This is a genomic window from Micromonospora sp. NPDC047740, from assembly GCF_043204735.1.
GTDB lineage: Bacteria > Actinomycetota > Actinomycetes > Mycobacteriales > Micromonosporaceae > Micromonospora.
The window spans coordinates 12,301-35,395 of the sequence record NZ_JBIDCT010000036.1 but is presented as its reverse complement, the minus strand read 5'-3'; the positions used below and the strand labels follow the sequence as shown (position 1 = coordinate 35,395).

At 75.0% G+C, this 23,095-nt stretch carries 24 protein-coding genes and 1 pseudogene; 20 read left to right on the top strand and 5 right to left on the bottom strand.

The genetic code is table 11. The features are described 5' to 3' along the window. The 9 genes and pseudogenes from ACGF4F_RS36360 to ACGF4F_RS36320 all read left to right on the top strand — a co-directional run. Positions 1-363 (top strand): glycosyltransferase (locus tag ACGF4F_RS36360; RefSeq protein WP_393084867.1); only part of this gene is annotated, 363 nt, incomplete at its 5' end. Further along, entirely contained in the window at positions 348-1,565 is a 1,218-nt protein-coding gene (locus tag ACGF4F_RS36355; RefSeq protein ID WP_393084864.1) for a glycosyltransferase, read from the top strand. The genes ACGF4F_RS36360 and ACGF4F_RS36355, both read left to right, overlap by 16 nt. Further along, on the top strand, positions 1,565-2,377 hold the full coding sequence (locus ACGF4F_RS36350) for an SIS domain-containing protein (RefSeq protein WP_393084861.1): 813 nt from the start codon (positions 1,565-1,567) through the stop codon (positions 2,375-2,377). Before ACGF4F_RS36355 ends, ACGF4F_RS36350 begins: the two co-directional genes overlap by 1 nt. Further along, entirely contained in the window at positions 2,374-3,786 is a 1,413-nt protein-coding gene (locus ACGF4F_RS36345) for a PfkB family carbohydrate kinase (RefSeq protein ID WP_357446873.1), read from the top strand. Before ACGF4F_RS36350 ends, ACGF4F_RS36345 begins: the two co-directional genes overlap by 4 nt. Positions 3,787-3,862: 76 nt before the next feature. Continuing rightward, positions 3,863-4,558 carry an SDR family oxidoreductase gene (locus ACGF4F_RS36340; RefSeq protein WP_357446875.1) on the top strand — a complete coding sequence of 232 codons (696 nt, stop codon included), beginning with the start codon at positions 3,863-3,865 and terminating at the stop codon, positions 4,556-4,558. Continuing rightward, a pseudogene (locus ACGF4F_RS36335) lies at positions 4,555-5,466 on the top strand (glycosyltransferase family 9 protein); the annotation flags it as partial. The gene ACGF4F_RS36340 and the pseudogene ACGF4F_RS36335, both read left to right, overlap by 4 nt. A gap of 133 nt (positions 5,467-5,599) precedes the next feature. Next, entirely contained in the window at positions 5,600-6,457 is an 858-nt protein-coding gene (locus tag ACGF4F_RS36330) for an alpha/beta fold hydrolase (protein WP_357446878.1), read from the top strand. A gap of 107 nt (positions 6,458-6,564) precedes the next feature. After that, positions 6,565-7,374, top strand: a complete 810-nt coding sequence (locus tag ACGF4F_RS36325; RefSeq protein ID WP_357446881.1) for a hypothetical protein — start codon at positions 6,565-6,567, stop codon at positions 7,372-7,374. A gap of 128 nt (positions 7,375-7,502) precedes the next feature. Then, on the top strand, positions 7,503-7,895 hold the full coding sequence (locus ACGF4F_RS36320) for a hypothetical protein (protein WP_073838218.1): 393 nt from the start codon (positions 7,503-7,505) through the stop codon (positions 7,893-7,895). 89 nt (positions 7,896-7,984) lie between these two features. Here ACGF4F_RS36320 and ACGF4F_RS36315 read toward each other — a convergent pair whose 3' ends face one another. After that, complete coding sequence (locus ACGF4F_RS36315; protein WP_393084856.1) at positions 7,985-8,887, bottom strand: DUF72 domain-containing protein; 903 nt, start codon at positions 8,885-8,887, stop codon at positions 7,985-7,987. A gap of 119 nt (positions 8,888-9,006) precedes the next feature. Between ACGF4F_RS36315 and ACGF4F_RS36310 the strand changes: the two genes are divergently transcribed. From ACGF4F_RS36310 to ACGF4F_RS36300, 3 genes are all read left to right on the top strand, one after another. Beyond that, complete coding sequence (locus tag ACGF4F_RS36310; RefSeq protein ID WP_357446887.1) at positions 9,007-9,513, top strand: DinB family protein; 507 nt, start codon at positions 9,007-9,009, stop codon at positions 9,511-9,513. Positions 9,514-9,610: 97 nt separating this feature from the next. After that, positions 9,611-10,420, top strand: a complete 810-nt coding sequence (locus ACGF4F_RS36305) for a hypothetical protein (protein ID WP_357446890.1) — start codon at positions 9,611-9,613, stop codon at positions 10,418-10,420. Positions 10,421-10,544: 124 nt separating this feature from the next. Continuing rightward, positions 10,545-11,267 (top strand): Pr6Pr family membrane protein, encoded by a 723-nt coding sequence (locus ACGF4F_RS36300; RefSeq protein ID WP_357446892.1) that lies wholly within the window; start codon positions 10,545-10,547, stop codon positions 11,265-11,267. 28 nt (positions 11,268-11,295) lie between these two features. On the opposite strand, the gene ACGF4F_RS36295 is transcribed toward ACGF4F_RS36300, so the two are convergent. Beyond that, a complete protein-coding gene (locus ACGF4F_RS36295) occupies positions 11,296-11,805 on the bottom strand; it encodes a DinB family protein (RefSeq protein WP_393084851.1) in 510 nt (169 codons plus the stop codon). 82 nt (positions 11,806-11,887) lie between these two features. On the opposite strand from ACGF4F_RS36295, the gene ACGF4F_RS36290 reads away from it, so the two are divergent. Next, complete coding sequence (locus ACGF4F_RS36290; protein WP_357446898.1) at positions 11,888-12,403, top strand: 2'-5' RNA ligase family protein; 516 nt, start codon at positions 11,888-11,890, stop codon at positions 12,401-12,403. 3 nt (positions 12,404-12,406) lie between these two features. Here the strand turns inward: ACGF4F_RS36290 and ACGF4F_RS36285 are convergent, their stop codons facing one another. Next, positions 12,407-12,862 (bottom strand): GNAT family N-acetyltransferase, encoded by a 456-nt coding sequence (locus ACGF4F_RS36285; protein ID WP_393084848.1) that lies wholly within the window; start codon positions 12,860-12,862, stop codon positions 12,407-12,409. A 268-nt stretch (positions 12,863-13,130) separates the two neighbouring features. On the opposite strand from ACGF4F_RS36285, the gene ACGF4F_RS36280 reads away from it, so the two are divergent. The 3 genes from ACGF4F_RS36280 (at position 13,131) to pip (ending at position 16,268) form a co-directional block, all read left to right on the top strand. Further along, complete coding sequence (locus tag ACGF4F_RS36280; protein WP_357446904.1) at positions 13,131-14,615, top strand: hypothetical protein; 1,485 nt, start codon at positions 13,131-13,133, stop codon at positions 14,613-14,615. Between the two features lie 264 nt (positions 14,616-14,879). Continuing rightward, the gene (locus tag ACGF4F_RS36275; RefSeq protein ID WP_357446907.1) at positions 14,880-15,254 is read left to right on the top strand and encodes a hypothetical protein; all 375 of its coding nucleotides are present in this window, start codon (positions 14,880-14,882) and stop codon (positions 15,252-15,254) included. Between the two features lie 48 nt (positions 15,255-15,302). Continuing rightward, positions 15,303-16,268: a prolyl aminopeptidase gene (gene pip / locus ACGF4F_RS36270; RefSeq protein WP_357446911.1), complete on the top strand. Its 966-nt coding sequence runs from the start codon at positions 15,303-15,305 to the stop codon at positions 16,266-16,268. 54 nt (positions 16,269-16,322) lie between these two features. Here pip and ACGF4F_RS36265 read toward each other — a convergent pair whose 3' ends face one another. Next, a complete protein-coding gene (locus tag ACGF4F_RS36265; protein ID WP_393084843.1) occupies positions 16,323-17,072 on the bottom strand; it encodes a hypothetical protein in 750 nt (249 codons plus the stop codon). A gap of 109 nt (positions 17,073-17,181) precedes the next feature. Here ACGF4F_RS36265 and ACGF4F_RS36260 point away from each other — a divergent pair, with 109 nt between their 5' ends. The 3 genes from ACGF4F_RS36260 to ACGF4F_RS36250 all read left to right on the top strand — a co-directional run bounded on the left by ACGF4F_RS36260 (position 17,182) and on the right by ACGF4F_RS36250 (position 19,566). Beyond that, positions 17,182-18,069 (top strand): metallophosphoesterase, encoded by an 888-nt coding sequence (locus ACGF4F_RS36260; protein WP_357446917.1) that lies wholly within the window; start codon positions 17,182-17,184, stop codon positions 18,067-18,069. After that, positions 18,066-18,725, top strand: a complete 660-nt coding sequence (locus tag ACGF4F_RS36255) for a 4'-phosphopantetheinyl transferase superfamily protein (protein WP_357446920.1) — start codon at positions 18,066-18,068, stop codon at positions 18,723-18,725. Before ACGF4F_RS36260 ends, ACGF4F_RS36255 begins: the two co-directional genes overlap by 4 nt. Before the next feature lie 154 nt (positions 18,726-18,879). Continuing rightward, positions 18,880-19,566, top strand: a complete 687-nt coding sequence (locus ACGF4F_RS36250; protein ID WP_357446923.1) for a hypothetical protein — start codon at positions 18,880-18,882, stop codon at positions 19,564-19,566. 5 nt (positions 19,567-19,571) lie between these two features. On the opposite strand, the gene ACGF4F_RS36245 is transcribed toward ACGF4F_RS36250, so the two are convergent. Beyond that, a complete protein-coding gene (locus ACGF4F_RS36245; protein ID WP_357446926.1) occupies positions 19,572-20,171 on the bottom strand; it encodes a PadR family transcriptional regulator in 600 nt (199 codons plus the stop codon). Between the two features lie 100 nt (positions 20,172-20,271). On the opposite strand from ACGF4F_RS36245, the gene ACGF4F_RS36240 reads away from it, so the two are divergent. Continuing rightward, positions 20,272-23,094 (top strand): FtsX-like permease family protein, encoded by a 2,823-nt coding sequence (locus tag ACGF4F_RS36240; protein ID WP_393084838.1) that lies wholly within the window; start codon positions 20,272-20,274, stop codon positions 23,092-23,094. Position 23,095 lies beyond the last annotated feature (1 nt).

Genomic DNA, 23,095 nt, shown 5'->3' with positions numbered 1-23,095 from the left:
ACCAGCCACGACGACGTACCACAACACGCCATGCACACCGAACTCGCCCGACGACGGGCATACCTGCACCTGTGCCGCTGGACATCCCTCGGACTAAGCCTGATCGAGGCAATGACCATGGGCATGCCCGTGGTGGCACTCGCCACCACCGAGGCGGTGGACGCCGTGCCGCCCGACGCGGGGGTGCTCTCCACCCGGGTGGACGCGCTGGTCGAGGCGGCCCGCTGGCTCGCCGAGGACCGCGATGCGGCGTACCGGCTCGGGGCGCGGGCGCGCGAGGTGACGAAGGAACGCTTCGGGCTCTACCGGTTCCTCGCCGACTGGGACCGGCTGATGGAGGAGGAAACATGCGCATCGCGATGATCTCGGAGCACGCCAGCCCGCTCGCCGTCCTCGGAGAGGAAGACGCCGGCGGCCAGAACACCCACGTGGCGGAACTCGCGGCCGCGCTGGCCAGCGAGGGACACGACGTCCGCGTCTACACCCGCCGCGACTCCCCCACCCTGCCCGACGCCGTGTCCACCCCGGACGGCTACTACGTCTGCCACGTGCCGGCCGGGCCGCCACGGCGGGTCCCGAAGGACGAACTGCTGCCGTACATGGGTGAGTTCGGCAGCTGGCTGGCCGACACCTGGAGGCGCGACGGCTGGACCCCGGAGGTGGCCCACGCACACTTCTGGATGAGCGGACTGGCCACCGTGCACGCGGGCCGGCGGACCGGGGTGCCGACCGTGCTCACGTACCACGCGCTCGGCACGGTGAAGCGCCGCTACCAGGGCGCCCGGGACACCAGCCCACCAGGACGGATCGGCTACGAACGGGCGCTCGGGCGGGCCGTCGACCGGGTCGTCGTGCAGTGCAGCGACGAGGTGGCCGAGCTGGTCCGGATGGGCGTACCCCGGTCCCGGATGGCGCTGGTCCCCTCCGGCGTCAACCAGCGCGTGTTCCACCCTGACGGCCCGGCCGCGCCGCGCGACCCGGCCAGGCCGCGCATCCTCACGGCCGGTCGGCTGGTGGAGCGCAAGGGCTTCCTGGACGTGGTCCGGGCGCTGCCCGCGGTGCCGGATGCCGAGTGCATGGTGGTCGGCGGCCCGCCGGCCGAGCTGCTGCCCGCCGACGCCTTCGCGCGGCGGCTGCGGGCGCTCGCCGAGTCCTGCGGGGTCGCCGACCGGGTCCGGCTGGTCGGCGGGGTGCCCCGGGAGGAGATGGCCGGCTGGTACCGCTCGGCCGACGTGCTGGTGGCCACGCCCTGGTACGAGCCGTTCGGGCTCACCCCGTTGGAGGGGATGGCCTGCGGCGTACCGGTGATCGGCAGCAACGTCGGCGGCATCGCCGACACCGTCGTCGACGGGCTCACCGGCGACCTGGTGCCGCCGCGCGACCCCCGCGCGCTGGCCACCGCGATCCGCCGGCTGCTCACCGACAAGGTACGCCGCTTCGCGTACGCCACGGCGGCGCTGGATCGGATCCGGAGCCGGTACTCGTGGAAGCGCTGCGCCGAACAACTCAGCGCGGTCTACGCCACGGTGACCACGGTCGCCCGTCCCGCCCGGGCGGTGGCCTGATGACCCGGGGCGACATGATCGACGCGCACCTGTCCGGGCTGGCGGCGGCGCTGCTGCCGTTCCGGCGGGAGGCCGAGCGGCTCGCCGACTGGGGCACGGAGCTGGCCTGGACGCTCGCCCGGGGCGGACGGATCCTCGTCGCGGGCAACGGGGGCAGCGCCGCGGAGGCCCAGCACCTCACCGCCGAACTCGTCGGCAAACTCCGCGACGACCGGGAACCCCTGTCCGCCATCGCCCTGCACGCCGAAACCTCCGCCCTCACCGCCATCGGCAACGACTACGGCTACAACGAGGTCTTCGCCCGCCAGGTCCGCGCCCACGGCCGACCCGACGACATCCTCCTGCTCCTGACCACCAGCGGCACCAGCACCAACCTGCTCACCGCCGCCCACGCCGCACACGAGACCGGACTGCGCTGCTGGGCCTTCACCGGCCCCACACCCAACCCACTCGCCGACACCTGCCACGAAACCCTCGCCGTCCCGTCACCGGACAGCCAGGTGGTGCAGGAGCTGCACCTGGTCGCCACCCACCTGCTCTGCGAGTACGTCGACCAGGCCCTCCCCTTGATCCGGCAGCTGCCCACGACGACCGTGACCGCGTCCCGGGGCACCAGCGCCGATGGGTGGGCACCACCGCTCGTCCCGGTCCTCCGCGACGGGCACACCGCGAACGGACACACCGCCAACGGGCAACGCGCGAACAGGCACACCGCCAACGGACACCGCGGCACGGGCCACAGCGTCGACGGCCACGGGCGGAACGGGCACCACCGCAACGGGTCCACCGGCACCGGCTGGGTGGAGCGGTGAGCGGGCCGCTCGTCGTGGTCGGCGACGCCCTGCTGGACCGGGACGTGACGGGCACGGTGAACCGGGTCTGCCCGGACGCCCCCGTACCGGTGCTGGACGAGCGCACCGCCGTGGACCGGCCCGGCGGGGCCGGCCTGGCCGCGCTGCTCGCCGCCGCCCAGGACACCGAGGTCGCGCTGGTGACCGCGCTCGCCGACGACGCCGGTGGGGCCCGCCTGGCCGAGTTGTTGGCCGAAGCAGGGGTGGCGGTCTATCCGATGCACCTGCCCGGCGCGACCGCCGAGAAGATCCGGCTGCGGGCGGGCGGACAGACGCTGCTCCGGCTGGACCGGGGCGGCGGCCCGCAGCCCCCCGGCGAGCCGCCGGAGGCGGTGCTGGAGGTGCTGTCCCAGGCCCGGGCCATCCTGGTCAGCGACTACGGTCGCGGCCTGGTCCGGCAGCCGGCGCTGCGCGCCGCGCTCGCCGAGGCGTCCGCCCCGGTGGTGTGGGACCCGCACCCGCGCGGCCCGGCCGCCGTGGCCGGGGCCCGGCTGACCACGCCGAACCTCGCCGAGCTGCGGCAGCTCACCGGCGACGCGGGGGCCGGCTCGGCGCTGTCCACCGCGACCCGGGCCGGGCACGAGCTGCGGCGCCGCTGGCGGGTCGGCGCGGTCGCGGTGACCATGGGTCCGGACGGCGCGGCGCTCTGCCACGCCGGCAGCACCCCGCTAGTCGTGCCGCCACCGTCCATTCCGGACCGGATCGAGGACACCTGCGGCGCAGGCGACCGGTTCGCCGCCACCGCCGCCCTGGCGCTCGGCGACGGGGCGCTGGTCTCCGAGGCGGTCGGCGCGGCGGTGGCCGCCGCGTCGGCGTACGTGGCGGCGGGCGGGGCGGCCGGCCTGCACCGCGAGCCGGCGCAGCCCCCGACACCCGCCGCCGCCCGCACCGCCGAGGAGCTGGTGGCTGCGGTACGCGCCGACGGCGGCACCGTCGTCGCCACCGGCGGCTGCTTCGACATCCTGCACGCCGGGCACGTCGCCACCCTCCAGGCGGCCCGCCGTCTCGGCGACTGCCTGGTGGTCTGCCTGAACTCCGACCGCAGCGTACGCGGGCTGAAGGGGCCGGAGCGCCCGGTCAACCCGGAGGCGGATCGGGTCCGGCTGCTGGCCGCCCTGGACTGTGTCGACGGCGTGCTGGTGTTCGACGAGCCCACCCCGCACCGGGTGCTGGCCCGGCTGCGGCCCGACGTGTGGGTAAAGGGCGGCGACTACGCCGGGGACGGCGGGCCGGAGCTGCCCGAGGCGGATCTGGTCCACCGCTGGGGCGGCCGGGTCGTCACCGTCCCCTACCTGGCCGGCCGGTCCACCACCGGCACCATCTCCGCCGCGTGCCAGCGCGGCCTCCACCTCGTCAAGGGAGCCGTATGAGCGAGCGTCAACGAGCGAATCATCAACGCAGGGCAGTGGTGCCTCATGGCGGCACGGAGCGAAGCGGAGTGCTGGCATGACCAGGGACCTGGATGGAAAGGCGATTCTCGTGACCGGCGGGTCGAGCGGCCTGGGCGCGGCGGTGGTGACCGCGGTCGCCAAGGCCGGCGGACGGCCGTACGTGCTGGACCGGCAGGCGCCGGCCGACGGGGTGCCCTGGGTCGACTGCGACCTCGCCGATACCCGCGCCGCGGAGGCGGCCGCCCGCCAGCTCGCCGAGCAGGCCGGCGGGCTCGACGGTGTGGTGACCGCCGCCGGCGTGGACGTGCCGGGGCGGCTGGCCGACGTGCCGGGCGACACCTGGGACCGGATCGTGACGATCAACCTGCTCGGCACCGCCGCGGTGGTCCGGGCGGCCGTGCCGTACCTGGAACGCGGGCACGGCACGGTGGTCACCGTGGCGTCCACGCTGGGCGTCAAGGCGGTCAGCGACGCCACCGCGTACTGCGCGGCGAAGTTCGGGGTGGTCGGCTTCACCCGGGCGCTCGCCGCCGAGCTGGCCGGGACGGTCGGCGTGACGCTGCTGATCCCCGGTGGCATGCGGACGGCGTTCTTCGACGACCGGGACGAGAAGTACCGGCCCGGCCCCGACGCGAACCTCAACGACCCGGCCGACACCGCGGCGGCGGTGCTGTTCGCCCTCGCCCAGCCGCCGGGCTGCGCGGTACGCGAGCTGGTGGTCTGCGCCGAGCAGGAGTCCTCGTACCCGTGATCCTCGTGCTCCGCGCGCTCGGCGTCGGCGACCTCGCCACCGGGGTGCCGGCGCTGCGCGCGCTGCGCGCCGCGTACCCCGGTCATGAGCTGGCGCTGGTCGCGCCGCGCTGGCTGGCGCCGCTGGTCGCGCTGGTCGGCGGGGTGGACCGGCTGGTCGAGGCGGACGGGCTGGGCCACCTGGGGTGGTCCGGACCGGCGGCCACGCTGGCGGTGAACCTGCACGGCCGGGGCCCGCGGTCGCACCGGATGCTGGCCGAGGTCGGGCCCGGCCGGCTGCTCGCCTTCGCCAACGCCGAGGCCGGGCACCACGACGGTCCACCGTGGCGGGCCGACGAGCACGAGGTGGACCGGTGGTGCCGGCTGCTGGCCTGGTACGGCATCCCGGCCGACCGGACGGACCTGGCGCTGCGCCGCCCCGGACCCGGTGCGCAGCCCAGCGAGGTCAGCATCGTCCACCCCGGGGCGAAGGCCGCCGAGCGGCGCTGGCCACCGGCGCGCTTCGCGGCGGTGGCCCGGGAGCTGACCGCGCGCGGCCACCGGGTGGTGGTGACCGGCAGCCCCGGTGAGCGGGGCATCGCCGAGGAGGTGGCCCGCGGCGCCGCGCTGCCGCCGGCGGCGGTGTTGGCCGGGCGGACCGGCCTCGGCGAGCTGGCCGCCCTGGTGGCCCACGCCCGGCTGGTGCTCGCCGGCGACACCGGCATCGGCCACCTGGCCACCGCCTACGGCACCCCGTCGGTGCTGCTCTTCGGCCCGGTTTCGCCCGCGCTCTGGGGCCCGCCGCCGGACCGGCCGTGGCATCAGGCGCTCTGGGCGGGGCCGCGGCCGCCCGGGGACGGGCTCCACCCGGCGCTGGCCGAGCTGGCGGTGCCCGCGGTGCTGGCAGCCGTCGACCGGGTCGAACGGGCCTTTCCCGGCGCGGTGGGGCGGCTCGTCCCGGCCGCCCGGGACGGGACGGACCGGTCCGCGCCGACCGGACCGGCGGCCGGGTGCGGCACCCCCTCGGCTACCCGCCGGTAGCCTGCCGCCGTACCCTGAGCCGGTGAGCGGGGAGTACACGCAGGAGTTCGTCGACGTCGACGGGGCGCGGATCGGCGTGCAGGTCTACCCGGAGCCGGACGGGCCGCCCGGCGCGCCGGTGGTGGTGCTCTGGCCGGCGATGGGGGTGCGGGCCCGCTACTACCGCCCCTTCGCCGCCGCGCTGCGCGGCGCCGGGCTCGCCGTCGTCGTGGTCGACCTGCGGGGCACCGGCGAGAGCACTCCGGCTCCCGCGCGCACCTGCCGCTACGGCTACCCCGAACTGGTCGTTGACGTCGGCGCCGTGCTCGACGCGCTCAAGCCCCGGCTGGACGGCCGTACCCGGCTGCTGCTCGGGCACTCCCTCGGCGGCCAGGTCGCGCTGCTGCACCAGGCCCTGCAAGACGCGGACGCGGCGGACGGGCTGGCCCTGGTGGCGGTCGGCCTGCCCTGGTGGCGCGGATACCCGGGGCTGCGCGGCTGGGGGGTGTTGGCGTACACCCAGGGGATCGCGGCGGTGGCCCGGCTGCTCGGCGTGTGGCCGGGCTGGGGGTTCGGCGGCCGGCAGGCCCGCGGGGTGATCCGGGACTGGGCGTACACCGCCCGGACCGGCCGGTTCCCGGTGCTCGACGGGGTCGACGCCGAGGCGGCGGTCCGCCGGGTGCGTACGCCGGTCCTCGCGGTGAGCGTGGACGACGATCAGTACACCCCGCACGAGACCCTGGACCACCTCTGCGGCAAGCTCACCGCCGCGCCGGTGACCCGACACCGCTACACAGTGGCCGAGGCCGGCGGCCCGCTGGACCATTTCACCTGGGTACGCGCCGCGACCCCGCTGGCCGCCCGGGTCGCCGCGTTCGCCGCCACCCTGCCGCGCCGCTGACCGGTGGCCGGGCGGCACGCCGGGTCCGCCGGACGGGCGCGATCGGGGGCGTAGCCGGCCGGAACGTGGGTATGCCGCACCGCCCGAACACGGCGGAGGGGGATCAGATGTCCGAACGGCACACCGCGTTGCGGTCGATGCACGATCTGGGCCTGGCGGCATGGTTCGGCGGCTCGCTGATGGGCGCGCTCGGCGTCAACGCGGCGGCGGCTCGGGTCGACGACTCGACGCAGCGGCTGCCGGTGGCCTCGGCGGGCTGGGCGCGCTGGACCCCGGTCAACGCGGCGGCGATCGGCGCCCACCTGGCCGGCGCGGTCGGCGAAATGGTCACCGAGAGCCCACGGATGGCGGTGCAGTCCGGGGTGGGGAAGATCAGCGCGGTGAAGACCGCGCTGACCGTGGGCGCGCTGGCGGTCACCGGCTACAGCCGGATGCTCGGCAAGAAGCTGGAGCGGGCGGGCGGGCCGCCCGTCGAGGGGATCACCGAGCCGAGCTATCAGACCCCGGCGAGCGTGGCCTCCTGCCAGCGGCAGATGAAGCTGCTCCAGTGGGCGGTGCCGGCGCTGACCGGCGCGCTGGTGGTGGTGACCGCGTACATGAGCGAGCAACAGAAGCCGGGCCAGGTGCTCCGGGGCATGCTCGGCCGGGCCGGCGGGGTGATCACCCGGCCGAGGATGGCCGGCAAGGTCATCGCGATGGGCGGGCCGAAGCTTGGCAAGGCAGTCGGGATGACTGCTCCGAAGATCGGCAAGATCGCCGGCCTGAGGGTCGCCGCGATGGGCGCTCCGAAGATCGGGAAGGTTGCCGGCAAGGGCGCGCCGAAGATCGGCAAGGTCGCCCTGGGCTCGCCGAGGACGATCGCCAAGGTCGCCGCGATGGGCGCGGCCACGCGGCACCTGGTCACGGCCGGCCGTTGACCCGCCGAGCGGCCGGCGGGCGCACAACGACGTGCGCCGCCGGCCGCTCGCGGACGCCGATCCGGCATGACCGGGCAGGTGGCGGGCATTCAGCGCGGGCACGGGAACCCAGCCAGGGTGAGGTGGCGATGAGCAGCAAGAAACGACCGGGGACGGGCGAGGGGCGAGGGCCCGAGGCGAGCAAGCCGTGGGGCACCACGGACGGTTTCGACGCCGACCCGCCGTGGGGCGCGGGCCAGGACTCGCCGATGGACGAGGGTAGCGAGGAGCCCGCGGTCCCGGAGGGCCGGCGGGGTGAGCGCCGGGCGCGCGGGGCGGCGGCGGGCGGGCCGGCGGCCGGGCGGCACGGCTTCGGGTCGGTGGAGCCGACCCGCACCGCTGAGGCCGGACCGGGCGCGCCGCCGGATCCGGCGCCGTCCGCCCGGACCTTTCCGGACGACAGCGCCGAGGGCGACCTGCCGGACAACGCGCTGGAGGAGGCCACCGGCATGCACCCGGAGGGCGTCCGGCGGCGCGGCTGAGCCGGTACGGGCGTGGTGGCGACGACACCGACGCCCGCTGACGACCCGACGCACGGAGCGAGCCCCGCCGGGCCTCGCTCGGCTCGGGGTCAGGATCCCGCGCCGGCCCGCTCCCGGACGGCCTCGACGCCGAGCAGTTCGGCGAGCCGGGCGGCGTCCCGTTGGGCCTGGTCGCCGCAGCAGTTGTTCATCAGGACGTGCAGCTCGGCGCACTGGTCGGCCAGTTCACGCAGCAGCTCGGACCAGTGCCGCAGTTCCTCCTCGCCGTAGGCGTAGGGGAATCTGTCCTGCCTGTCGCCGCTCTCCCAGGCCGTGCTGTGCCCGTGGAACCGGACCACCGCGAGGTCGGCGGTGGTGATCAGGATCGGCGGCACCGAGGAGACATGGCCCTGCGGCATGTCCACGCAGACGTAGCCGAGCCCCTGCTCGCGCAGGAAGGTCACGGTGTCCACCACCGCTTCCTCGCTGAACCACGAGGAGTGCCGCAGCTCGACGCAGACCGGCCAGGGCAGGCACCGCCGGGCCGTCTCCCGGATCCGCCGTTTGGCGGCGTCGCCGCGGGCCAGCCAGGGCGGGAACTGCAGCAGCACGGTGCCGAGCCGGTCGGCCGCCGCGAGCGGCGCCAGCGCCGCGTGGAACCGGTCCCAGAGTTCGTCGTACGCCCCGGCGGGCAGGTCCCGCCAGCGGATCAGGCTCGGCCCGCCGGCCGGCCGCAGCTCGCGGGGCAGCGCCGCGACCGGGGTGTGGTGGCCGGTGAAGAGGCGGAACGCCTTGACGTCGAAGGTGAACCCCGGCGGGGTGGCGGCCACCCAGCCCGCCGCCGTCTCCGGCAATGGGATCGCGTAGTACGACGTGTCCGCCTCGACCAGCCCGAACCGCTCGGCGTAGAAGCCGAGGCGGCCCGCGGGGGTGTTGACCGCGCGGGGATACCAGCCGGAGCGCACCAGCGACTGGTCGGCCCAGGATGACGTGCCCACCTTGATGACACCCATGTCATTCAGTGCACCGCCAACCGGACGAATCGGCAACCGGGACGGTCCCGGGTGGAAGCCGGAAACTGTCGGTAGGCCGTCGTACGGTGGCCGCGGTCATCAAGCGAAAGGCGGACAATATGAGCGTCTCCGACCAGGTCCTCACCGGTGAGCGGGCCGACCTGCTCACGACGCTGCGCCGACACCGTGGCTTCCTGCGGCAGACCGTCGAGGGCATGACCGACGAGCAGGCGGCCCGGCGCAGCACGGTGAGCGAGCTCTGCCTCGGCGGGCTGATCAAGCACGTGGCGGTCGTCGAGGAGCGGTGGATGCGGTTCGCCGTGGGCGGCGCCGAAGCGATGGAGAGCGAGCCGGTCGACTGGGTCGGCCAGTTCCGGATGACCGAGAGCGACACGGTGGCCGGGTTGCTCGCCGAGTTCGACCGGGTGGCCGCCGAGACCGACGTCCTGATCGCCACCGTCGACCTGGACCAGGCGCACCCACTGCCGGTCGCGCCGTGGTTCGAGCCGGGGGCGAGCTGGTCGGTGCGCCGGGTGCTGCTGCACCTGATCGCCGAGACCGCGCAGCACGCCGGCCACGCGGACATCATCCGCGAGTCGATCGACGGGGCGAAGACGATGGGGTGACCACCCGAGGCAGGTGAGCGGTCTCACGCCCGGTTCGGGTTACCGGCGGAGGTTTCCATGTGACGTCACGAAGCGTGGCGGCGCTGAGGGACACGAGATGACCACACACCGGATGGACCAGGAGACCGTCGAGCGATTGCTCGTCGGTCCGGGCGCCGACGCGCAGGACGTTCCCGAGGTGCTCCTCCGGCTCCTCGCCGCCGTCCGCGTCGCCGCCCGCCCGCACGAACTCGGCGGCGAGGCGGCCGCCCTCCAGGCGTTCCGCACGGCGCGCGCCGGACTGCTCCCGGCGGCACCCCGCCCCGGGCAGGGGTTCGTCGCCAGCCTGCTCAGCGCGAAGATCGCGCTCGCCGCGCTGCTGGCCGCCGCCACCGGTGGCGTGGCGCTCGCCGCCGCCACTGACACGCTGCCGGCGCCGATCAGCGGTGGTGCCGAGACCACCGCGACGCCGAAGGCCGGGGCCGGGTTGCCGGGCTCGCCGACCACCGGGCCGGGCGCCTCGCCCACCCCGGCCGCCGCACCCAGCCCGACCGCCGGTCCGACCGGCCAGCCGAGCACATCGGCTCGCCTCACCGGGCTCTGCCGCGCGTACCTCGTGAAGGCAGCCGAACAGCGGCGGCGCGTGCTGGAGACGCCGAGCTTCGCCGACCTGGTCTCGACCGCCGGCGGCCGGGACAAGGTCACCGGCTACTGCGAGCGGCTGCTCGACGCGCTGGACAAGAAAAAGGGTGCCAGCAACGGGACGAAAGAGCGGACCGACAGCCCGCCCACCGGACCCGCTACCGGCCAGCCGGCCGGTGGCCCGGCAACCACCGCCGCCACCCCGGCCGTCACGGGGCCGCCGGCGATCCGCCCGGCGGGTCCGTCCGTGCACCTGTCCGCCCCGGTCCGCCCGACCCTGCGCTGAACGGCCGGGCACGTGGCCCCGGATGCCCCGTCCGGTCGCGCGGCGCGGCCAGTGCCGGCGGTCCCGTTCGGCCGGCGCACCTCGGGCCGGCGACCTGCGGCGGCCGGGCTGATAGCTTGCCCCGGTGACCCCGCGGCGTCGCCGGCTGGCGATCCTCTTTCGCCTGGCCACCGTGCTCAGCGTGGTGGCCGGCATCGTGCTCACCGCCCTCGGCCCGGCCACGGTGACCGGGCTGCTGCCCTACTTCACCATCCAGAGCAACGTGGCAGTCGGCGGGTTCGCCGGATACGCCGCCTGGCGGTGCTGGCACGACCGGCCGGAGCCACCGTCCGTGCTCAAGGGTGCGGTGACTCTCTACATCACCATCACCGGGGTGGTCTACCACCTGGTGCTGGCGAACCCGGCCAGCCCGTTCGCGATGGCCCAGCCCGACCGGGCGCTCGGCGAAGCGCTGGGCAACCAGTTCCTGCACACCGTCGTGCCACTACTCGCGCTCGCCGACTGGGTGCTGTTCGACCAGCGCGGCCGGCTGCGCCTCCGCTACGCGGCCTGGTGGCTGGCGTTCCCGCTGGCGTACCTCGGGTTCGCCCTGGTGCGCGGCCTGATCGTGCACCGCTACCCGTATCCGTTCGTGGACGCCGGTCAGCTCGGCTACGACGGGGTGGGGCTCAGCTCGCTCGGTTTCGCGTTCGCGTTCTGGCTGCTCGGGCTCCTGTTCGTCGGCGTCGACAAGGGGCTGGCGCGGCGTATCCGAGCGGTCCCCGCCCCCGCCGGGGCCGTCGCGGCCCGGCCCGCCGCCGCGGGATCCTCCGGGCCGGCGGAGGAGACCACGGCGGGGCAGCGGTGACCGGGGCTCAGCCGCGCGCGGGCGGCGGTCAGCCCCGCTCGACGAGCCCGCGCACGTACGCGGCCTGACCGGCGTGCTGCAGATCGTCGTCCAGCAGGCTCACCAGCCGCACGCCGAGGGTGACCGGCGGGTCCCAGTTCAGGTCGACCACCCGGTCCAGGTCGGCGGGGCGCACCCCGCGCAGATACCGCCGGGTCCGGTCGACCACCGCCACGTGGTAGTCGAGGAGCACCTGACCGTTCTCCGGCCGTACGGTGGCGACCTGTTCGGGACCGTACCCGAAGCCGGTGTCGTCCGGGTCGGCGGTCAGCCCGAAGCTCCGCGCCCAGTCGCCGGTGACCCAGATCTGCTCCTCCCCCAGCAGGTCGGCGACGCCGTGATCCTGGATCCGGGTCAGGTGCCAGACCAGCCAGCCCACCGTGTTCGCCCCGGGCGCCGGAGGCTGGCACAGCTGCTCCGGGCTCAGCCCGTCGACCGCCGCCGCCACCAGATCGGGCAGCCGGTCGTACGCCTCGGTCAGCAGGTCGTTCACGTCCACTCGTCCACGCTCCTCGCCGTCGGTGCCACCGGGGCAGTACCGCCCACCGGGCCGGGCAAACCTCACCTCTTAGGGTGATCGCGTGGTCGCGGCGCTGGAGCTGTATCTCGACACGGACGCCACCCGGCGGATCCGGGTGCTCTGGGACGCGCTGGAGTCCGAGGGCGTGCAAAGTATGCGGTCGCTCCTGGAGCAGCGGCACCGCCCGCACGTCTCGCTCGCGGTGGCGCCCCGGTTCGACCCGGAGCGGGTGGCCGAGGCGCTCGCCGGGATGGTGGTGGCCGCGCCGTTGCGGCTGGAGTTCCAGCACGCGGGACAGTTCGTCGGGCGGGTGCTGTGGCTCGGGCCGGCCCCGACCGCCGAATTGCTGGCCCACCACGCCCAGGTGCACCAGCGGCTGGCCCGGGCCGGGATCGGGCTGGTCGAGCACTACCAGCCGGGACGCTGGGTGCCGCACTGCACGCTCTCCATGCGGGTGCCGAACCCGCTGATGGGCGCGGCGGTGCGCCGCTGCCTGGAGGTGCTGCCGCTGACCGCCACCGTGGTCGGCGCGGCCATCACCGACCACGCCCGGGGCATCTCCCATCCGCTTCCGTGAGGTTCAGCGCGGGCCGAGGTCGACGATGAAGGTCGGGTACTCGGGTTGCGGGCAGGGCTCGCCGCGGTGGCCGAGCCGCTCGTAGAAGGGCGCCGCCCGCTCCCGGTGCGCCTGCCACTCCAGGTAGCGGGCCCGCCCGGCGGCCCACCGCGTCACCGCCGCGAGCAGCGCCCGGCCCACCCCGTGCCGGCGCCGGTCCGGCCGTACGTAGAGGTCGTGCAGGCGCGCGGTCCGGTGCGTGTCGCCGGAGCGCAGGTGCGGGCCGTGATCCTGGGCGGCGGCGTACCCGGTCAGCCCGCCGGCGTCCACCGCGCCGAGCAGCGCCCAGCGCGGGTCGGCGAGCAGGCGCAGGAAGCGCTCCCGGTGCGTCTCGGCGGGCTCGTCGCCGACGCCCATGTCGCGCAGCATCGGCCACAGCTGCGGCCAGTCGGCGGCGGTCAACTCCCGTACGGTCGTCATGCCGGCCAGGATGCGGGCCGAGGGTGGCTTCCGGCCAGCCGGTTTCGGGCCGGGCGGGCCCAGCGGACCGCTCCGGCCGGTTCACTCCGGTCGACGACGGCACCGGGTCGACCTGGTGCACGACCGGCTGGACGCGCACGGCGCCCGGCCGAGGACCGGGGTGGGGCAGGACCCGCGCACCGGCGACGGTACCGTTGCGCCTCATCATGCCCTTGCGGGGCGGTCGTCCGCCGGCCCGACGCTGGCGAACCTGACGGAGGATGGCGCAATGTCCAACGGCGAGGAACCGTTCGCATCCCACGACGACGTGTCCGCACGGCCGAGGTTCGACCCGGCGCTGCGCGGCTACGACAAACGCCAGGTGGACCGGTACGTCGAGCAGATGGAAGCCGAACTGTCCGCATTGGCGGCCGGTCGGGACCGGGCGTACGCGCAGGTGCGGGAGCTGACCACGCAGGTGCAGCGGACCCAGGCCGAGGCGGCGGAGCTGCGGCAGCGACCGGCCGAGGTGGACCGGGCGTCCTTCCGGGACCTCGGTCCGATGGTCGAGCAGATCCTCGACCTGGCCGAGCGGCAGTCCGCCCAGATCACCGAAACCGCGACCAGGCGCGCCGCCGACCTGCAGGAGCAGGCCGAGAAGGTACTGGCCTCGGCGCAGGAGGAGGCTGTCCGCCAACTGCGGGAGCTGGAGGACGAGCTGTCGGCGCGCCGCGCCGAGCAGGAGAACGCGCACGAGGAGCAGCGCGCCGCCGCGCAGGCGGAGCTCACCGCGATCCGGGAGATGGCCGAGAAGCTGCGCGTCGAGGGGCAGGCCGCCCACGAGCGGGCGCAGCAGGAGGCGAAGCGGATCGCCGAGCAGAGCGCGCAGCAGGTCGACCAGGCCCGCTCCGCCTCGGAGGCCTTGGTGAAGGCGGCCCGCACGCAGATCCAGCAGGAGGTTCAGGCCACCCGGAGCAAGGCCCAGCAGGAGCTGGCCCAGTGGCAGGCCACCATGGCCCGTGAGCTGGACGAGCGGCGGGCCGCCGCCGAGCAGGAGCTGGCCGACCGGGCCAGCGCCGCCGAACGGGACATCGCCGCGCTGGTCGCCGAGGCCCAGCAGTACGCCACCGAGGTCCGCGAGCGGGCCGACGAGGAGACCGCGGCGCACCAGGAGCAGCTCTCCACGGTGCAGCAGGAGATCCAGCAGCGGCAGGAGACCCTCACGCAGCTCCAGGCCGAGTTGGGTACCGTCGGCCAGCGGCTGGAACGGACCCGCCAGGAGATCGCCACGGTCGAGCAGGAGGGGGCCGCGCTGGAGGAGCGCCTGGTCGAGGTACGCCGGGACCTGGCGGCCGAGACCAAGCGGCTCGACGAGGCGCGGCGGGCGGCGGACCTCGCCGAGCAGCACGCCAAGGAGACCCGGGCCCGGGTGCAGCGCGAGGCGAAGCGGGTGGCCGACCTGGCCGCCGCGGCGGTCATGGCGGCCGCTGCGGGCGGCGCGGCAACCGCCGAGTATCCGCAGGTCGCTCCCCGCCCTCTCGGCGACGGCGCGGGCCACGACGCGGCCGACCGTCCGGCGGCGGAGCGCCCCGAGGGCCCGGAACTGCCGACCGGTGACGCGAACGCCTCGCGCGCGCCGCTGAACGGCCCCACGTTCGACGCGTTCGCGGTGCGTCCACCGGCGCAACGCACCGCCCCCGAGGCGGAGTCGGCCGTGCGGGCCGCCGAGGAGCCGGCGGCGGGCCCCGACGTGGGGATCTCGGCCAACGCCTGAGCCGGCCGTCCTGACCGGTGCCCGGCCCGGGTGCCGGTCAGGATCCGGCCGGCCCGGCGCCGGCTCCGTCCGGTGTCGAGGCAGGTCGTCCGGCCGCCCGGCATCGCACCACGCCCAGGCGAGGCGGTCCACGTCGAGTAGGTGGGGGCGCTCAGCAGGTCCGCCGCCGGAACGGCGGCCCGGCGAACTCTTGATCTGCATCTTGAAGCATGCAAATATTCGGATCACTTTGCGTGCTGCTCCGACTTCGAGGGGTTGATCAACGTGCGGAAGTTTTCCTCCGTCGCGACGGCCGTCGCGCTGGCGACCGCCTGCTCCGGCGTCGCCGTCATCAGCGCGGCGGCGCCGGCCGGCGCATCCTGCAGCCACTCCCGCACCAACGTCGACACCGCGGGCGGCCAGCTCTTCAACGCCAGCAACGTCAACATCCGCTCCGGCCCGCACACCAGCTGCGCCTCCCTGGGGTACGGGCAGTACACCCACAACGTCGACTTCTGGTGCTTCACCAACGGCGACAAGGTCACCGCCAACGGGCACACGACCTACACCTGGACCTACCTGAAGGACACCACGACCGGCGTGTCCGGCTGGGTGGCGGACGCCCTCCTCGACAACCTCGGCAGCAACATCGCCTGCTGACGCCGGCCGCCCCCACCGGCGGCCCGCGAACGGGCAGGATGGTTCGACATGACCACCGAGCCCCGCCTCTACCCGCCGATCGAGCCGTACGCCACCCACCGGATCGCCGTCGGTGACGGCCACGAGCTGTACGTGGAGGAGGTGGGCCGGCCGGACGGCGTACCCGTGGTGTTCCTGCACGGCGGGCCCGGCGGTGGTCTCGTCCCGGCGGCGCGGCGGTTCTTCGACCCGGACCGCTACCGGGCCGTGCTGTTCGACCAGCGCGGCGCGGGCCGGAGCACCCCGCTGGGTGGGCTGCGCGCCAACACCACCTGGCACCTGGTCGACGACATCGAGGTGATCCGCGAGCGGCTCGGGATCGACTCCTGGCTGGTGTTCGGCGGCTCGTGGGGGGTCACCCTCGGCCTGGCGTACGCGCAGAGCCACCCGGACCGGGTCACCGGCCTGATCCTGCGTGGCGTCCTGCTGCTGCGGCGCAGCGAGCGGAACTGGTTCTACCAGGGCGGGCTGCGCCACCTCCAGCCGGACGAGTGGGACCGGTTCATCGCCCCGATCCCGGAAGCGGAGCGGGACGACCTGCTGGGCGCGTACCACCGGCGGCTGCACGGGCCCGACGACGCCGAGGCCCGCGCGTGCGCCGTCGCCTGGGGGCGGTGGGAGGCGGTGAACTCCGCGCTGCGCCCCGACCCGGGCCTGCTCGCCCACTTCACCGCCGACGAGCACGCGCTGCCGATCGCGCGGATCCTCTCCCACTACGCGCTGCACGGCGGCTTCTTCACCAGCGAGACGCAACTCCTTGACGGGGTGGACCGGATCCGCCACCTTCCCGCCGTCATCATCAACGGCCGCTACGACCTCTGCTGCCCACCGGTGTCGGCGTACGACCTTGCGCGGCGCTGGCCGGAGGCCGAACTGCGGATCGTGCCCGACGGCGGCCACTCCGCGGCGGAACCGGCGATCGCCCGGGAACTGCTGCGCGCCACCGACCACTTCGCCGACCTGCTCACCGGCTGAGCCCCGCAGGCCGGCCTTCGTCGCCTGCGCCGGGCTGGCCGCCGCAGTCGCCCGTCATTCGTCGAGGAGGGCCCGGACGGCGGCGGCGATCACCGGGTCGACCGGGAACCGCTGCTCCAGCCAGCCCAGCGTCACCCGGGCCGCCTCCCGGTTGCCCCGGTAGCCGGGCACCATCTCGGCCAGCGGCAGCACCTCCGGCGGGTACGCCCGCTCCACCCGGCGGCTCGGGTCGAACGGGTCCCGCCGGTGCGCCGCCGCCGAGGCGGTGAGCCGCAGCAGGGCGAGCACCCGGTCCACCGCGTACGACTGGATGAACCGCGCCGCGGTGAGCCGTTCCCCGCGCAGCTCGCGGTGCAGGCCGACGTAGAGGTTGGTGAGCGCCTCGTTGAGGTGGAACTCGACCGTGTCGTACGGCGTGGCGGGGCGCGCCGGTGGCCCGCACTCGGCCAGCCCGGCGGGCGCGTCGGGCCGCTGCCACACCACCCGGGCGCCGGTGAACGGCAGGCGCCGCAACTCGTCCACGGTGAAGACCGCGTACTCGACGAAGATTCCGTCGGCGTAGCGCGCCTTGCGGCCGTTGCGTTCGTTGGCGAAGCTGTACGCCACCGGGCCGGGCGCGGCCAGCCAGTCGATCGACTCGACGTAGCGGGGCACCGCGCCGTCCGCGACGACGAGGAAGAAGTCCAGGTCGGAGTGATCGTCCAGCCGGTCGTGCTCGGCGCCGGCCGAGCCGAGGCCGAGCAGCGCCACGGTGTCCGGCCGGGTGGCGAGGTGAGCGGCGAGGTCGTCGAGTCGACGCAGCATCGGGTGCAAGCCGTCGTCCCTTCCGTGAAGAGTCGACGTTTCAGCCCGTACGGCCCTGCTCGCCGCCGGGGTCGCGACACCGATGCGGCCCATCATCGTTCTCCGGCGGATGCCGCACAAGCGCATCTGTCCCGCCCCGGCCGACAATGGCAAGATCGACCGGGTGACGGGTTCGCTGTTGGCGGTCAGTGACCTCCATGTGTCGTACGCCGAGAACCGCCGCATCGTGGACGGCCTGCGACCGGAGTCGACGGACGACTGGCTCATCGTGGCCGGCGATGTCGCCGAGCTGTTCGGGCACGTGGAGCGGACGTTGCGCCAGCTCCGCGACCGGTTCGACAGGGTGATCTGGGTGCCGGGCAACCACGAGCTCTGGACGCACCCGGCCGACCCGGTGCAGCTGCGCGGCCGGGACCGGTATGACGCGCTGGTCCGGATGTGCCGCGACCTCGGCGTGCTGACCCCGGAGGACGACTATCCGGTGTGGCGCGGCGACGGCGGGCCGGTCACCGTCGCGCCGCTGTTCCAGTTGTACGACTACTCGTTCCGGGCGCCCGGCACCACGTCGAAGGAGGCGTCGCTGCAGCGCGCGTACGACGCCGGGGTGGTCTGCACCGACGAGCTGCTGCTGCACCCCGACCCGTACCCGGACCGCGAGTCCTGGTGCTGGGCCCGGCTCGCCGAGACCGAGCGGCGGCTGGCCGCCGTCGACCCGGCGCTGCCGACGGTGCTGGTCAGCCACTGGCCGCTGGTCCGCGAACCCACCGAGGTCCTGTGGTACCCGGAGTTCGCGCAGTGGTGCGGCACCGACCGGACCGCTGACTGGCACGTCCGCCACCGGGCCGTGGTCGCGGTCTACGGGCACCTGCACATCCCGCGCACCACGCACTACGACGGGGTGCGTTTCGAGGAGGTGTCGCTGGGCTACCCGCGCGAGTGGACCCGGCGCGGTGGTGAGCCGCGACCGATGCGGCGGATCCTGGGCGGTGCGGCGTGATCGAGGCACTGCTGCCGCCGGCTGCCGTACCCGTCGAGGCGTTCTCGGATCTTCCCGGTGAGTCCCCGTACCCGGGCGAGGAGGATCTCGTCGCGAGGGCGGTGGAGACCCGCCGACGCGAGTTCGTCACCGCCCGCCGGTGCGCCCGGGAGGCCCTCGCCCGCCTCGGGTACGCCCCGGCCCCGATCCGCTCCGGCCCACGGCGGGAACCGGTGTGGCCGGCGGGCGTGGTCGGCAGCATCACCCACTGCGCCGGCTACCGGGCCGCGGCGGTCGGCCGGATCACCGAGCTGGCCAGCCTCGGCATCGACGCGGAACCGCACGGTCGGCTGCCGGACGGCGTGGGCGCACTGGTGACCGTCGCCGGTGAGCCGGACCTGCTGGGCCGCCTCGCCGACGCCGACCCGGGCGTGCACTGGGACCGATTGCTGTTCAGCGCCAAGGAGTCGGTCTACAAGGCTTGGTACCCGCTGACCGGGCGCTGGCTCGGCTTCGAGGACGCCGAACTGTCGGTCGACCCCGCCGCCGGGACGTTCACCGCGCGGCTGCTGGTGGACGGCAGGCGTACCGATGGCGGGCCGGAGCTGACCGAGCTGCGCGGCCGGTATCTGGTCGCCCGCGGCCTGGTCGTCACGGCCGTGGCGGTGGCCCGCTGACCTCTGGTGCCGGGTCGCCGAGGTGGCGGTGTCGCGCCGCCGCCGACACCACCAGATCGCCGACCCGGGCGGAGGCCCGGGCGACCCGGCAACGACGCCGCTGCGACGTCGTGTCCTGCCCACGATCCGCTGCGGCAGCGGATACGGTCCCGGAATGACCACCGAAACCGCCATCCGGCACGCCGGCGGCACCCTGCTCGACTACTACCTGCTGCGGGCCGAGGCGGACCACGCCGAGGTGACGGGGCTGCTGGTCGAGGAGTTCGTCCTGGCCGACGACCTGGCCGCGGCACGGCTGCGCAGTGCCGGGTGGACGCCGACCGACGGCGGCTGGTGGAGTTCGGCCGCGTACGCCCGGGCGGTCCGCACCGACCCGCGGCTGCGCGCCCGCCTGGCGGCGGTCGACCGGGCCACCGCCGAGGCGACCTACCACCGGCTCGGCGGCGGCGACCTGCCCGCCGAGGAGGAGCTGCGCGGCCACTTCCGCGACGACGTTCCGCTGGCCACCGGTGCGCCGCTACGCCTGAGCGACGGCCCGGACGTCCACCGGATCCTCTTCGCCGGTGAGCTGGACGACCGCCGGTTGGCCCGGCTGGGCGCGCTGCTCCGGCTGGACGATCCGGACGGGGCGCGGCCCGGCGTGGTCGGCACCGGGCGGCTCCGGGTCAACGACACGAACGTCCGCTGGGACCTGCGGCGCGTCGGCGGCGGCATCGCCTGGTGCCTCGACGTGACCGCCGAGCCGGCCGGTGGCGACGCGCTGCCCTGGGTGCTCCGCCAGCTCATCGGCGTGGCGCGCGGCCACGGCCTGCTTCCCGCCACGATCGAACGCCTCGCCTGACCAGCTCAGCCGGCGGCGCGGGCCTCGCCGGCGGCGTCCGGTGCCGTCCCGGTGCGGTCGGCGGCCAGGGTGGCGAGCAGCGCGCCACCGTCGGCGAGCAGCGCCGCTTCGGCGTCGTCGACGAAGGCGAGATCGGCCTCGACGTGCCGGGTGGCGGCCGAGAGCAGCAGCCGGACCACCGGGTCGTCGGTCCGGCGGCGCAGCCCGTCGAGGTTGCGCAGCTCGCGCATGAGGTGGCCGCGCTGGTTGCCGAGCACGGTCCGGACGGTTGCCTCGGCGCCAGAGCGGGCGGCGGCGGTGACCTTGAGGAAGAAGTCGTCCCGGAATCCGCCGCTGCGGGGGCTGGGCTCGGCGAGCCACCGGTCCAGCTCGGCGCGGCCGGCCGGGGTGATCTCATAGACGACCCGGTCGGGTTTGACCGGCTGGGGCTGCCGCTCGGCGACCACCAGCTCGTCGCGGGAGAGCCGGTCGAGGATCTGGTAGAGGTGGCCGATGTTGAGCGGCCCCCACTGTGGGCCGACAGCCGCCTCGAAGGCGCTCTTCAGCTCGTAGCCGTAGCTGGGGCCCCGGGCGAGCAGGGCCAGGACCGCGTGCTGGATCGCCACCGTCTCCTCCAATCCGGGCTGGACGTGTCCGGCCCGTAGGGGTCTTGCATTGTCACAATGTATCGCGCAGAGTGTGGGGCAGCACACGGGGAGGCGCGACATGCTCAACTTCGTCTGGAGGCAGCTGCGCGGCCGTGCGGGACGGTCGGCGGCGCTGCTGGTCGGCGTACTGGTGGCCACCACCGGTTTCGTCGTCCTCACCGGCGCCACCACCACCTCCCGCCTGGCGGTGACCGGCGCCGTCGAGCGGGACACCCGGGCCGCGTACGACATCCTGGTCCGTCCAAAGGGGACGCGCACCGCCCTGGAGGCCGAACGCGGGCTGGTCCGCCCCAACTACCTCTCCGGCCTCTTCGGTGGCATCACCACCGCACAGTACGACCAGGTCAAAGCCGTCGACGGGGTGGACGTGGCCGCCCCGATCGCGATGCTCGGCTACTCGACCACGCCGATCGAGATGCCGATCGACCTGACCGACGCGGTCGACCGGTCGCTGGACCGCCAGGTCATCCGGATCGACCGGGCCTTCCTCGCCGAGCGAGGGCTCACCCACGCCACCGCCGCACCGACCTACGTGTACGTGACGAAGCACGGGCTGCACTATCCGGTCATCGGCGACCAGTACTACCCCGACGCGGTGCGATACACCGACGGGCGGACGTACGACACCCAGGACTGCGGCCTGACGCCCCGGGAGGTCCTCGACGGTGGGCGTACCGAGCCGGTCTGCGATCTCCGGGTCGAACAGGGCAACCAGCTGACCGCCCTCACCGAACGGCAGACCTGGGAGGTCAACACGTTCCGACTGCTGCCGAACGGGCGCTTCGAGCAGTCGACAGCGGGCAACGGACCGGACGCGCCCGCGTCAAGTTCCGCCACCCGTCTGACGATCACGCTGCGGCTCACCGTGCCGTTCCTGCTCGCCGCGGTCGACCCGGACGCCGAGCAGCGCCTGGTCGGACTCACCGACACCGTGGTGACCGGGCGTCCCCTCGCCGCCACCGACACCACCGTCGTGACCAACCAGGGAGGCGGGCTCATCAGCCGCCGCGTGTCGGTGCTCGCCACCAGCCGACCCTTCGTCGACGGCGCGATCCGGGCCACGTACACCCGGTTGCGGCCCGGTCGCAGCCTCGCCGAGATTCCGCCGCAAGACCTGACGGCGGCACTGCGCGGGGCCCCGGCCGTGGCAGCCGGCGGCACCGAGCAGGACGCGCTGAGCGCGTACCGAGCTCAGCTTGCCGACGGGCTGAGCGCCGACACCTGCTGCTGGGGCCAACTGCAGGTCGTCGTGCAGGCCGGCCAGGCCACGTACGACCAACAGCCCGACGGCACGCTACGGGTGAACACCACCGCGCCGGGTCCGGACGTCTACAACGGTGAGGGGACCCTGATCCCGCTGCCCCGGCCCTGGCTCACGGAGGACACCAGCTTCCGACCACTGATCTCCTTGCGGCTCGGCCCCGGCGGCCAGGACGCCCGACAGTGGCACGCGGTCGGCCTCTTCGACCCGGAGAAGCTGACCGGCTTCAGCGACCTGGGCAAGGTGCCGCTGGAGACGTACGAGCCGCCGGCGGCGCAGGGCGCCGACGACCGAAGCCGGGCCGCGCTGGGCGGGCAACCGCTGGAGCCGAGCGGCAACCCGGCAGGCTACCTGTCCGCCCCGCCGCTGCTGCTGACCACCCTGGCCAGCGTGCCCGGTCTGCTGGCGAACGGCACCAGCCCGCAGCGCACCGCCCCGATCAGCGCGATCCGGGTCCGGGTCGCCGACGTGCACGGCTACAGCGAGCGCTCGGCTGAGCGGGTCCGGCTGATCGCCGAACGGATCGCCACCGAGACCGGTCTGGACGTGGACATCACCCTCGGTTCGTCGCCGGCTCCGCAGACCGTGGAGCTGCCCGCCGGCGCGTTCGGCCGGCCGGAGCTGCGGCTGACCGAGAACTGGTCCGCGCTCGGGGTGGCCTCCGCGATCGTCAAGGCGGTGGACCGCAAGAGCGCCGCGCTCTTCGTGCTGGTGCTCGTGGTCTGCGTGCTGTTCCTCGGCAACGCGGTCTCCGCCGCCGTCCGGGACCGCCGCCCCGAGCTGGCGGTGCTCGCCTGCCTCGGCTGGCCGGCGCGCCGGATCGGGGCGCTGATCCTCGGTGAGGTCACCGCGCTGGGGCTGGCCGCCGGGCTGCTCTCGGTCGGCCTGGCGTTCCCGCTCGGCGCCGCGCTGGACATCGCCCTCGACTGGCGGCGAGCGCTGCTCGCCGTACCGGTGGCCCTGCTGCTGGCGCTGGTCGCGGGCCTGGCACCGGCGCTGCGGGGCGCCCGGGCCCACCCGGCGGCCGCGCTGCGCCCGCCGGTGGCCGCCGCCCGCTGGGTACGCCGCCCCCGCTCGCTGCCCGGCCTGGCCCTGGTGAACCTGGTCCGTGCCCCCGGTCGCACCCTGCTCGGCGCGGGCGCGCTGGCCATCGGGGTGGCCGCGCTGACCGTGGTCGCCGCCGCCGCGTACGCCTTCCGCGGCGCCATCGTCGGCAGCCTGCTCGGCGACACCGTGTCGCTGAGCGTGCGCGGCGCGGACGCCATGGCGGCGGTGGCGACGGTCCTGCTGGGGGCGGCCGCGGTCGCCGACGTGCTCTACCTGAACATCCGCGACCGCGCCGCCGAACTGGCGACGCTGCGGGCGACCGGCTGGACCGACGCCGCGCTGCGCCGCCTGATCGGCTACGAGGGACTGCTCCTCGGCGCGCTCGGCGCGCTCACCGGCGCGGGCCTGGGCCTGGGCGGGGCGGCCTGGCTGGTCGGCGAGCTGCCCCCGGCGCTGCTGCTGGTGACGGCCGCCGTGGCACTGGCCGGGATGCTGGTCACCTGCCTCGCCGCGCTCGTCCCGGCCGCGCTGCTGCACCGCCTCCCCACCGCACGACTACTCGCAGAGGAGTGAC